The organism is Candidatus Chryseopegocella kryptomonas (assembly GCF_001536065.1).
GTDB lineage: Bacteria > Bacteroidota > Ignavibacteria > Kryptoniales > Kryptoniaceae > Kryptonium > Kryptonium kryptomonas.
On the sequence record NZ_CZVW01000006.1, the window covers coordinates 110,839 to 123,723 of the forward strand.

The following is a 12,885-nucleotide window of genomic DNA, read 5'->3' on the forward strand; positions in this document are numbered from 1 at the left end:
TTATTGTAAAGGTTTTGATTAAAGCAAATTACCACGACCAACCATATCTTGAAAAGTGATTCGTCTGGAAGCTGATCGTTTGTTTCTTTGTATCAACTGTGACTGGGCTGTTAACATATTCCCAGTTTCCGGTTTCAGGATTATACCACACTGGCTTCAAATCATAAGGTGAACCGCCACCAAGATCAACCCCTGCATATGAAAGTGTAATAGTGACATTTTTGTTAAATGTCATGCTCGGGTTAAATTCAACCGCTGCATAATCTCCGCCGAGAACTTCAACTGTGACATATGTCGGCTCGCTTACCGCACCAGCAGGAATGTAAACTGAATTGTTATAGGTCTTTTTTCCTCCAACGGTTGCGTCATTATCCGGAAACACCCATTTGCCCGCAAATCCTTTCTTTGCAAGAAGTTCCTGCTTGAAAGCATCGTTCCATTTCAACAATTTAACCTGACCATCCCTGTTGACGATTCCCGGTTTTCCAGTTGAGAAACCAACCGGGTTATCTGCGCAGCTTGTTAAGAAGAAAGACAAGCTGATAACAACTAAAATGACGCCGAGTGTTGAGATAAGACGCTTCATGGTAACCTCCTGTTTTTTAGTTTGACATTTAGTTTGTGTTTAGAAAATTTTTAACAAGAAACACTCTTAACTAAAATACTCTTTCTGCGGTGCAGCAAATTCTTAAACCACAAATTGTTTTATACAAGTTTAAGTTGCATTCCGAAGCGACACACAATAACTTAAGTTTAACCTAATACGCGCCTATCATTATAGTTCCAAGAAATCACACGACAAATTCAATTTCATCTTGTTGAACAGATGCAACTTGCTAATTGATAAGTCTGAAATCACTTGCATTTAACAAAACGCACCACAAATTTTAACATTCCACTTTGTGAATGCAGGACATTCGTTTCAAATCATTACACATATCCATTTTTCTCCGATATGTAAAGAACGTAAAAGTTATTCACATTAATTTTTTGCAAAAATTATGCCATCAAATTCCCTCTTTAATGAAGTGATTGAAAAATAAAATTTTTGTTCCTGTAATTTTAACTTTTCGTTTTCTTAAAAAAGGCGGGGTTTGGTAAAATTGTAATACCTTGTTGCAACGAAATGTTGCAGTTGTAATAAACTATTTCATCGGGTGTATGTAATACTTCTGAATCAGGCGGTCAAGTCGTGGGCGGGAGATGCCAAGTATCCTTGCAGCTTGAGATTTATTCCAGGACACGCGCGCAAGAACCGTTTTTATAACCTCACGCTCAAAATTTTGCAAACTTGCTGATTCAAATGGTAATGATATATGTATGTTTTGTGATGCTTCCTCGGATATATTTATCGTCATTTTCTTCTCAACAAAATTTTGGAAATCTTCCGGCGTAAGATATTCATTGTTTGTCAATAACACGGCTCTTTCTATTACATGCCTTAACTCACGAACATTTCCAGGCCAAGTGTAATTTCTGAAAAAAGCTTTCGCCTCCGGGGATAAACCACGAACCTTTGGAAGATTTTTTCTGTAAAGTTCATTGAATTCTTTTATGAAGTGCTCCGCAAGGATGAATATGTCATCGCCCCTTTCACGAAGCGGTGGGAGATGAATCGGCAAAAGCATCAACCTGTAATATAAATCCTTTCTAAACCTATTTTCACGAACGAGCAACTCAAGATTTTGATTTGTAGCTGCAATTATCCTTCCTTCAAATTTCAATGTTTCAACTCCACCAACTCTTCTAAATGTTTTATCTTCAATTACCTTCAAAATTTTCGCTTGCAAATTCAACTCAAGGTCTCCTATTTCATCAAGCACAATTGTTCCACCATTTGCAATTTCAAACAAACCCGCTTTTCTATCTTTCGCATCTGTAAAAGCTCCTTTCTCATGTCCAAATAGTTCTGACTCAAGAAGTGTCGCAGGCAAAGAAGCACAATTTATCTCAATGTAAGGTCTTATCTCGGAATATGTGTTTTGATGAATAATGCGAGCAAGAAGATTTTTACCTGTCCCAGTTTCACCAGTTATTAAAACAGTTAAATCTTTATGTTCAATCGCTTTTTTAACAAGCGCCATAACTTCCTGCATTTTCGGCGAATTACCAATAAACTTGCTGAAATCAAATTGCTCTTTTCTTATGCTGAGAAGTTTCTCAGCATCTAATTTCCTTCTCCAATCAAGCGCTCTTTCTCTTATAAAATCGGAAAATGTTGTGCTATCCTCAGGCATTGAAAAGTAGGATGACACGCCTGACTTTATCAACTTAACTGTCAAATTATACGACTTAACATAATCAACACAAGCAATGTTCTGCGTTGAGAAATTTTCAATTCCCAGATCAAGCAGTGTCTCATCTCCACGATTTGAAATTACACAAATTAAAAGGTCTGGATTCCGAGATAAAAACCTTTTCATAGAGTTGTAAGATGTGAGCAAAGTAATGTCAAAATAACCTTCTTCAACAGGTATAAACTTTCTTATGTCTTCAAGTGTCGCCTTGCTTGTGCCTGCGAGAAATATTCTAAATTTCTGGCTCAATTTTTCTTCAAACATTTAATTTTTGCAGCAGGTTGTAAAATTTTTCATTCTCAACATCTTCAACATACGCCTTCACAAACTTAGGAATTTTAATCCTTCTTATCAATTCATCAAAGCTCAACAAACTCTGTTCAAAATACTGCAAGAACTTAACATCAATTCCTCTATTTTTGTAATACTCTGCAATTTTAAGATAAAGTTTCCATCTGAACTCCGCAAATTCATCCCTAAGTTCATCGGTTGATTCGTTCAAATATCTAAACGCAAGCATTTTATCTTTACTCTCGTATAGAAGCGCAAGCAGAAAGAAAATCATTGATTTTGAAACTCTGTCATCCGCAAGTTTCAGTAGGAGCTCAATGTTTTCTGGAAGTTTAAACTGTTCTGATACATAACTTAATTTGAGCATAGAAATTAAAATTTTCAAGTGTAGTTCTTTTTCTCGTCTTACAAGCTCATTTCTTTCAATCTCAGCAAGCATTGATTCTGCCCTATCAAAATTTTTCTTTTTCATTTCAAGAATAGCAATTTGAAAATCAAGCCAATGCTTTGGCAAGTTCGGACATTTTTCAGATATCTCATTTAGAATTAATTCTGCGCTGTTTAAATCTCCAATGTTTAAGTAAAGTGAGAGAAGCAAAAAATTTGCCTCGCAGATCCCATCTTGATTTTTTGATAGCTCGTGCAATCTTTTGGCTTCATTTATATTTTCGTATGCCTCCGCAAGTTTAAATTCTTCAATGAGAACCTCCGCAATATTCCCCAAAGCGTTTGCCATTCCCGGGACATCGTTTAATGTTTTGTATATTGAAAGTGCTTTTTGATAATTTTCAACCGCCTTTTCAAAATTTCTTCTTTTAAAATGGCTTATTCCAATGTTGTTATATATGTGTGCATTCTGAATTATGTCGCCGATTGATTCCGAAATTTCAAGTGCTTTCTTCCAGTATTTTATTGCTTCGTCGTGTTGACCGATGATGCTATAAAAATTTGCGATGTTATTGTATCCAGCGATCGCTTTGCGGTTATCTTTCTTTGATAACCTTTGTTCCAAACTTAACTCAAAATATCTCCTTGCATTTTTTTCTAAACCTTTCATCTGCGAAGTTATCCCAAGCCCAGCGTAAAAATCACCAAGCGTTTCAGTTTTAGCAAGAAGTTTAATTATTTTCTCGCTTTCAAATGATTTTAATATCAAAAATGCATTTTCAATTTCTCCGCTTGAAGCGTAAATTTGTGAAAGTTTAACTGCAACACGAACTTTTTCATAAGGTGTTTCTGCATTTACAAATGCGTTTTTTAATATCTCCATTGCTTTCCCTGTTTCACCAAGATGAAAATATGCTTGAGATTTCATCTCAAGAGATTGAAGATCATCTGATTTTTGGAGGATGTTAATTGTTTCACTATAATTTCCAATTTTCAGATTCAAATCTGCGAGTTTTATGGTGAATGTTTCCTTCAAGTAATCAGGCAAAAGTTCAAAAATTTCCACACAAAGGTCAATTGCTTTTTTAAACTCGTTTTTAAAAATCAATTTTTCAATTCCTTTCTCTGCGAATTTTTCAATTCCAGTTTTATCTTTTGCTTTAACAAAATGATGTAAAATTTTGTCAGTGTTTTCTTCCCAGTTTGGCTGGTTGAGATAAATTATCGCATAGTTTAGATGAATTTTTCGGCGTGTTTCTGGATCAATTGTTTCATCAATGTAATTTTTCAACGCCATGTAAGATATGCATATCTTCTCATTCTCAATTTTTATGAAGCCAGACCTTTGAAGTTCGTTTAAATGTAAAGTTATATTTTCGCAGAAAAACTCGTTCAAAATTTTTATTTCAACGGGTTCTTGTCCCAAACTTAATATCTCAAGGATTCGCTTTTGTGTTTTTGATAGATGACTGATCTGGTTGAGAATTTCATCAAATTTTATTTTTGCTATTTGTGAAATTAAGTTTGGGTTTGCTCTAATTTTTGAAAGATAATTTGAAAAAATTTCAACGATTGCAGATATTCCGCCGGTATATTCAGCAAGCACTTTGGCAAATTTTGTTGCACTTTCATCATCAAAATCAAAATTAATCATGATGTATTCTTTGATTTCATCAACATTGAGCGGGCGCAGGTAAATTGTCTCAAATTTTTTAATAAAAGAAGTGTAAAAATTAACATTGTTGCATGTTATAAAAATTGCCATCCTTCCGCCAGATGATTCATCAAATTGGAGAAACGATTTTAAAAAAACCTCAACATTTAATTCGTTCGGGTTCAAATCATCAAAAAAGAGTGCAACGGGAAAACTTGAAGATGATTCAAAAATTAACTTCTTTAAAAATTGTGAAAATTCTATGGAAATGTGCGGGTTGATTGCAGTTATATCTTTGAATTTTTCAAGTTGTAATCTCAATTCCGGGGTCAGGTTAAGAATGAGTGGTGAATTTGTGATTAAGTTTATAATCTTTTGGATATTGAGTTCATTGATTATAATCGTTTCAAATCCGAGAGTTTTCGCTTCCACATTTATGTAACGAGTCAAACTTGTCTTTCCAAGCCCATCGGCTCCGGAGATCAAAATAATTTTTGTTTCTTGAGGCGAAATTTTTAGGTTCTTTAAAATTTCAGATGCTTTTTTAATGGCTTCGCTTTTTCCAATTGGTTTTCTAATTTTGAAATTATTTGATGGTTTAAAATCAGGAGTCAAATTTTTTAATCTATTTAAAACATCAAGCATGTTTTTGGGTCTTTGAGAAGGATCTGGATCAATCATTGAGTTTAGAAGTTCAATAAGTTCAGTGTTAATTTCTTTATCGTCAAGTTTCTTTTTAGAGAGATGCCATTTAATTATTTCAATTGGATTTTCTGATTCAAATGGCGGATGACCTTTCAAAAGATGATAGATTAAAATTCCAAGCGAATAAATGTCTGCGCTTTGATCAAATTTGTCACCACGTAGGATTTCAGGCGCGATGTAAAGCAATGTTCCAGCGGGCATTTTTCCTGATGTTGCCTCGTCAAGTTCAACAGCCAGCCCAAGGTCACTTATTTTAACAAGTTCATTTTTTGAATCATAGAGTATGTTTTCGGGTTTGATGTCACGATGAATGTATCCGGATTTGTGGATTAAGTAAAGTGCGTGCGTGATTTGAATTATCATTTCAATTTTTTTCTTAAAGTCAAGTTTAGAAAAGAAATTAACAATATCGTATATATCGCAGTGTTCAAAAACAATAAATTTTCTGTTGATATATTTATCATCCTCGCCTGACCTTATGATGCCAAAGTCAAAAGCCGAGATGATATTTGGATGTTCAAATTGAGAGGTTATCTTGAATTCGTTTATAAGTTTATCTTCTGCGGTTGGTTCTGGTTTTGCAATTTTTATGGCAACAATTTTTTCTTTATAAGTGTCGTATGCTTTGAAAACTTCTCCAATTGAACCTTGACCGATTTTCTCTTGGATTTCGTATCTTTTATTTATGAGCAATCTTGTTGAAGAAAATTGTTTTTGTTTTTTAAATTAACAATGCTTTTTGAATAATTCAAGGCGTGTAAATTAAAAACATATACTTCCGAGATTATGAAAATTCTCGTTTTAAACCCGGGTTCAACATCAACAAAGGTTGCAATTTTTGAGGATGAAAAACAGATTGAACAAAAAATTTTGCGACATTCGCCTGATGAACTTGCAAAGTTTAAAACGCTTTGGGAACAATTTGATTTCAGGTTAAGGATAATTCTTGATTTTTTGAAGGAGAAAAATTTTAAACCATCGGACTTTTCAGCTGTGGTTGGAATAGGCGGTTTGTTAAGACCTGTGCGTGGGGGAACATATCGTGTAAATGAGAAGATGCTTGAAGATGCGAAAAATAATTTCCAAGGTGAACATCCTTCAAATCTTGGTTGCGCACTTGCTTATGAAATTGCAAAAATTGGAGGTGTTGAGGCATTTACAGTTGATCCTGTCTCAGTTGATGAATTTGAACCATTGGCAAGATATTCGGGACATCCTTTAATTCAAAGAAGAAGTTTATCTCACGCTTTGAACATTCACGCAACCGCAAGAATTGCAAGCGAAAAAATTGGGAAGAGATTTGAAGAAGCAAATTTTGTTATCGCACATCTTGGAGGAGGAATTTCGGTTTGCCCTGTTAAAGGTGGAAAAATAATTGATGCAAATGATGCCAGCAGTGATGGACCATTTTCACCTGAGAGAACAGGGGGGGCTTCCACTTCAACCTTTCATAACTCTTTGCTTTTCTGGAAAATATACTGAAAGTGAAATAAGAAAGATGGTTATGGGCAAAGGCGGGCTTGTTGCATATCTTGGGACAAATGATGCAAGTGAGGTTGAGAGGAGAATAAACTCTGGTGATGAATATGCGAGGGAAGTTTATGAAGCGATGGCATATCAAATTGCAAAAGAAATTGGGGCTATGTCTACGGTTTTAAAAGGTAAAATTGATGCAATTGTTTTGACAGGTGGACTTGCAAACTCAAAGATGCTTGTGGATTGGATAATTGAAAGAGTTTCGTTTATTGCTCCGGTGCTTGTTTTTCCTGGTGAAGATGAGATGCGAGCACTTGCGTTAGGTGTTTTAAGAGTTTTAAAAGGAGAGGAGCAAGCACTTGAATACCCGGGGCATTAGATTCGTTATTTCGTTTTCCGAGAACCCCGTAAAGAAGTTTACATTAAATCCGTGCAAAATCTAACTGTCTTTCAATAATTTAACCCCTGTCTGACACAATCCCTGACACTTTGTCAGGGAGGTCCTCGGAAAAATTCGTGCTTTGAGTTAACACTTTCCAACTTGACAAAGGCGAAAAAATTTATTATATTATAGTGTGTGAATTTGGTTGATTTAATTTTTTGCTTCGGTCTAGTGTGAATTGAACCTGTGAGGGATTGAAACGTGTTAAATGTTTTGTTCTAACATCAATTGCTTGGTTGTGTGAATTGAACCTGTGAGGGATTGAAACGCAATTATAAAAGCAATGGTTGAGGAGTTTATCAGGGAAGTGTGAATTGAACCTGTGAGGGATTGAAACCACGAACCTGCTCCAAAATTCCTTCCCTTACGCTCTGTGTGAATTGAACCTGTGAGGGATTGAAACCTTTTTATCCCCGCCCTCCAGATTGCGTTATCAATGAGTGTGAATTGAACCTGTGAGGGATTGAAACATTCCCGCCGTATCACGGGCAATTTCGGTTAAACCCAGGTGTGAATTGAACCTGTGAGGGATTGAAACAACACTTTTTTTAAAAATAAAAAGGAAATTGATTTAGTGTGAATTGAACCTGTGAGGGATTGAAACAAAGGCGCAGGATCTTGTTGAGGAATACTGCAATCAGAGTGTGAATTGAACCTGTGAGGGATTGAAACAATGATATGATTTCTAATCCTTTTGTATTGTATCTTGTGTGAATTGAACCTGTGAGGGATTGAAACTTTATAATATCTTCAGTTGTAATCTCTTTTAATTTTCGTGTGAATTGAACCTGTGAGGGATTGAAACGTTTAAACGAGCTGTGGTGTTAATGGGCGAGATAATGGTGTGAATTGAACCTGTGAGGGATTGAAACCCAGGCGCATTGTTCGCCTGGTGAGGGTGTTGCCCAAGTGTGAATTGAACCTGTGAGGGATTGAAACATTTTTGCAAAATTTAAATCCTGTCGTCACTAAATAGTGTGAATTGAACCTGTGAGGGATTGAAACATACATGTTCTTGAATGATGTGATTGTTTTTAAGTTGTGTGAATTGAACCTGTGAGGGATTGAAACATATTAAAGACGTGCAGCCACTACCCGCGGGTTGCGTGTGTGAATTGAACCTGTGAGGGATTGAAACAAAGCATTGGAAATTTTCCGCAATGCTCCCATTTTTTGTGTGAATTGAACCTGTGAGGGATTGAAACTATACATTTTATTATCCCTCATTAATTTTAAATTATGTGTGAATTGAACCTGTGAGGGATTGAAACGATTGATGTTGTTGCGCAGGCTTTCGCGGATGATGAGTGTGAATTGAACCTGTGAGGGATTGAAACACAAAGATAGATGTTTTCCACCCATTTTGTTGGGTGGGTGTGAATTGAACCTGTGAGGGATTGAAACACCCCACCACTAACACTATGACCCATTACATCTACGTGTGAATTGAACCTGTGAGGGATTGAAACACTGTTTTAAGCATTTTGACCTCCCTTATTTTTTTTAGTGTGAATTGAACCTGTGAGGGATTGAAACAATTAAGCGAAAATTTTTCTTTAATATGCTTTATTAAGTGTGAATTGAACCTGTGAGGGATTGAAACCAATACTTGTATAATAAGCCCAAAAATTCTTGCTAGTGTGAATTGAACCTGTGAGGGATTGAAACTATGTGATATAATTTTTTCTGACATCAACTCTGTCATTGTGTGAATTGAACCTGTGAGGGATTGAAACGTATGCAAACGATGTGCATATTTACGAAAATGTAATTGTGTGAATTGAACCTGTGAGGGATTGAAACTTTGCGCTTGTGATAACCATATTTTTCCCCAGTTGCGTGTGAATTGAACCTGTGAGGGATTGAAACAGAGCATAACCACAAACAAAATGTGCGACTTTATCCCGTGTGAATTGAACCTGTGAGGGATTGAAACTTATTTGGTCAATTATACTTCTTACCGCCGTCGCATTGTGTGAATTGAACCTGTGAGGGATTGAAACGGTAAAAACTCCCGGGGTCTTTTTTGCCCGGGAGGTGTGAATTGAACCTGTGAGGGATTGAAACTTATGCTTCCCATCGTTTGCGCTTGTGATAACCAGTGTGAATTGAACCTGTGAGGGATTGAAACCGATAATCAACAATTCGCAATTCCCGTCGTGGGGTGTGTGAATTGAACCTGTGAGGGATTGAAACCCGGAAATTTGATACTGAATTCTTAACACTATTTTATAGTGTGAATTGAACCTGTGAGGGATTGAAACGTGTTTTTCGCCCGGTTTCAACAGAGTATTTCCCGTTGGTGTGAATTGAACCTGTGAGGGATTGAAACACTGAGATGTTTATCCCCTGCGCCCCGCAAACGTCGCGTGTGAATTGAACCTGTGAGGGATTGAAACAATTTCACTATAAATATATATGTTTTATTATTATTTGTGTGAATTGAACCTGTGAGGGATTGAAACTCTCTATCTTCAAAAAATACAAAATCAGCGAGTAAATGTGTGAATTGAACCTGTGAGGGATTGAAACACGCCACCCCAACTTGTGGCGGTGGCGTTGAGAGAAAGTGTGAATTGAACCTGTGAGGGATTGAAACGGTTATGAGCATTCTTATAAAACCGGGGGTTGTTTTGTGTGAATTGAACCTGTGAGGGATTGAAACAAATCCGCAAACCTTCCTTCTAAGCCGTGGGTTGCGTGTGAATTGAACCTGTGAGGGATTGAAACTCCCATTTCCCATTAAGGGAAATGGGAATTTTTACGGGTGTGAATTGAACCTGTGAGGGATTGAAACATATTTTGTGTTCTTGCTATACTTCATATCAACCTGCGTGTGAATTGAACCTGTGAGGGATTGAAACATCCTTAAATGTTACCCTGTGATTAAAAAGATATAAGTGTGAATTGAACCTGTGAGGGATTGAAACACGGTAAATGAAATTCAAGGTCTTCGTGGTCTATACTGTGTGAATTGAACCTGTGAGGGATTGAAACAAGTATTTCATCTCAACTCATTAACTCAATTTGCCCTTGTGTGAATTGAACCTGTGAGGGATTGAAACTGAGAATTTTGTCAACGAAAGATTAAGCGAAATAGCGGGTGTGAATTGAACCTGTGAGGGATTGAAACACCAACAAGCAAGCTGTTGCTATTAGAGTAACGAATGAGTGTGAATTGAACCTGTGAGGGATTGAAACCCTGTTTTAATTACTCCAATAAGTTTATCTTCATCAGTGTGAATTGAACCTGTGAGGGATTGAAACTTTATAATAAATTTTTTCTATTTTTCCCTTATTACGTGTGAATTGAACCTGTGAGGGATTGAAACTTTTACAAGTGATGAGAATTTTAGATTTGATAAATTTGTGTGAATTGAACCTGTGAGGGATTGAAACTATCTTAACAACGATAATAAAAGTTCAATTTCATCTGTGTGAATTGAACCTGTGAGGGATTGAAACTATCTCGCCTTGCAAACAAGGCGAGATATGAGAATCGTGTGAATTGAACCTGTGAGGGATTGAAACCCCCGTCCCTGACGAGGAGACGATTTTCTTTTCAAAAGTGTGAATTGAACCTGTGAGGGATTGAAACTACCGGAACGAGAATAGCAGCAATTATTTTCCCAGTGTGAATTGAACCTGTGAGGGATTGAAACGGGTTGAGATTTATATTGAATTTTAATAAATTTTGAGTGTGAATTGAACCTGTGAGGGATTGAAACTCAAAAAATTCCTTTTTTGTCATATTTCCTTCCTCCTTGTGTGAATTGAACCTGTGAGGGATTGAAACAAGGAAGGACAAATGGAGGGACACAGGAGGGACGTAGGTGTGAATTGAACCTGTGAGGGATTGAAACGTATATACTTAAAAATTATTATGCAAGAACAACATCATGTGTGAATTGAACCTGTGAGGGATTGAAACTAGAATTGTTTTTTTGTAAGCATATTTTTCTCCTCCCGTGTGAATTGAACCTGTGAGGGATTGAAACTGCAGCTTTATTATTCCATAATCCGACTCACACTCTGTGTGAATTGAACCTGTGAGGGATTGAAACACTTCTCCTCCCTTTTTTATTTTTTTAAACCCCGCCCCGTGTGAATTGAACCTGTGAGGGATTGAAACTAAAGAGTCTAAATTTCCAGTCATTTTGTCCAAATGTGTGTGAATTGAACCTGTGAGGGATTGAAACTTTAAATTACCAACAGTATTCGTTTGTTTCTGTCGAAAGTGTGAATTGAACCTGTGAGGGATTGAAACAGATAGGCATCGACGGAAAAAAGGTAAGTTTCATAAGTGTGAATTGAACCTGTGAGGGATTGAAACGACAAATGCTAGACGGGCTTTCTTCGCCCGTCTTACGTGTGTGAATTGAACCTGTGAGGGATTGAAACTGAAGTTCATGGCGTCCAATTTTTTTTGTTTTTACAGTGTGAATTGAACCTGTGAGGGATTGAAACAAAGGAGCAAATTCCAATTTTTTTTGAGTTGAAACGTGTGAATTGAACCTGTGAGGGATTGAAACATCAATTTTGTGTAAAGTTTACGCAAATTGTTTATAGGTGTGAATTGAACCTGTGAGGGATTGAAACTCTCTTATTATCTTCTTCGAGTGCCTCGATAATTCTGTGTGAATTGAACCTGTGAGGGATTGAAACTGAGTATGATCCAGGTTCGAACACGTGGGTATCAAAAGTGTGAATTGAACCTGTGAGGGATTGAAACTTTAATATCTTCAATGCTTCATTTAAACGAGCTGTAGGTGTGAATTGAACCTGTGAGGGATTGAAACTAACAGAAGGAGAATATCGTGTTGAGGCTGTTACTTAGTGTGAATTGAACCTGTGAGGGATTGAAACAAAGCCCCATTACCATCAGGAAGATATACTTTAGGTGTGAATTGAACCTGTGAGGGATTGAAACATTAATAAATATATCGTTCTTTCATAGTTTCTGTATGGTGTGAATTGAACCTGTGAGGGATTGAAACGGATTTATTACAAGTAATGGACAGTTGGGATTATCCTTGTGTGAATTGAACCTGTGAGGGATTGAAACAGTAATTCTAATGCGTTTTTCAAATTTGTTACAGATGTGTGAATTGAACCTGTGAGGGATTGAAACATACTTTTGTCAATCCAGGAAAAAACACGACTTATTATGTGTGAATTGAACCTGTGAGGGATTGAAACTATTTTTTTAAACCCCGCCCCACCGCGGGGCGGGATAGTGTGAATTGAACCTGTGAGATTCTATGTTCAAAGTCAAGTTAAAAATTCGTTTTGCGTTGATTTTTTCTTAACTGAGTAGAAACATTGAATTATCAATTTTCTTGCGGAAGCTATTAGAGCAACTTTTTTAGGTTTACCTTTTGAGATTAGATTAGTGTAGAATGATTTAATTTTGGGGTTAAATCTGACTGCCGATAGTGCGCATAGGAAGAGAGTTGATTTTAGATATTTATTTGCTTTTTTAGTTGTTTTTTGGTTTTGTTTTATTTTACCTGATTGAAATACCCCTGGGGCAAGTCCAGAGAAAGAGACAAGTTCTTGCGGTTTTGAGAAATTAGATAAGTTATGAGTTTCGGCAATAATTACAGCAGATGCGATTTTAGAGATCCCTTTTA

Annotated in this window: 4 protein-coding genes, 1 pseudogene and 1 CRISPR repeat array; of the genes and pseudogenes, 1 reads left to right on the forward strand and 4 read right to left on the reverse strand. The window is 36.4% G+C overall.

Annotated features, from left to right (window positions below):
* Positions 1-28 precede the first annotated feature (28 nt).
* The 3 genes from AWW83_RS03865 to AWW83_RS03875 all read right to left on the reverse strand — a co-directional run bounded on the left by AWW83_RS03865 (position 29) and on the right by AWW83_RS03875 (position 6,027).
* A complete protein-coding gene (locus AWW83_RS03865; protein ID WP_092348776.1) occupies positions 29-586 on the reverse strand; it encodes a hypothetical protein in 558 nt (185 codons plus the stop codon).
* A gap of 559 nt (positions 587-1,145) precedes the next feature.
* The gene (locus AWW83_RS03870) at positions 1,146-2,561 is read right to left on the reverse strand and encodes a sigma-54 interaction domain-containing protein (RefSeq protein ID WP_092348778.1); all 1,416 of its coding nucleotides are present in this window, start codon (positions 2,559-2,561) and stop codon (positions 1,146-1,148) included.
* Positions 2,554-6,027 carry a serine/threonine-protein kinase gene (locus tag AWW83_RS03875; RefSeq protein ID WP_092348781.1) on the reverse strand — a complete coding sequence of 1,158 codons (3,474 nt, stop codon included), beginning with the start codon at positions 6,025-6,027 and terminating at the stop codon, positions 2,554-2,556. Before AWW83_RS03875 ends, AWW83_RS03870 begins: the two co-directional genes overlap by 8 nt.
* Before the next feature lie 93 nt (positions 6,028-6,120).
* Here AWW83_RS03875 and buk point away from each other — a divergent pair.
* A pseudogene (buk, locus tag AWW83_RS03880) lies at positions 6,121-7,189 on the forward strand (butyrate kinase).
* Between the two features lie 234 nt (positions 7,190-7,423).
* Positions 7,424-12,451: a CRISPR direct-repeat array (repeat unit 30 nt; unit sequence GTGTGAATTGAACCTGTGAGGGATTGAAAC).
* A 72-nt stretch (positions 12,452-12,523) separates the two neighbouring features.
* Here the strand turns inward: buk and AWW83_RS03885 are convergent.
* The coding region (locus AWW83_RS03885; protein ID WP_143713881.1) for a transposase at positions 12,524-12,885 on the reverse strand (362 nt) is incomplete at its 5' end.

Excerpts from the sequence above, each read along its gene's own strand:
- AWW83_RS03865 (WP_092348776.1), bottom strand. The coding sequence starts at position 586 with ATGAAGCGTCTTATCTCAACACTCGGCGTCATTTTAGTTGTTATCAGC.
- AWW83_RS03870 (WP_092348778.1), bottom strand. The coding sequence starts at position 2,561 with ATGTTTGAAGAAAAATTGAGCCAGAAATTTAGAATATTTCTCGCAGGC.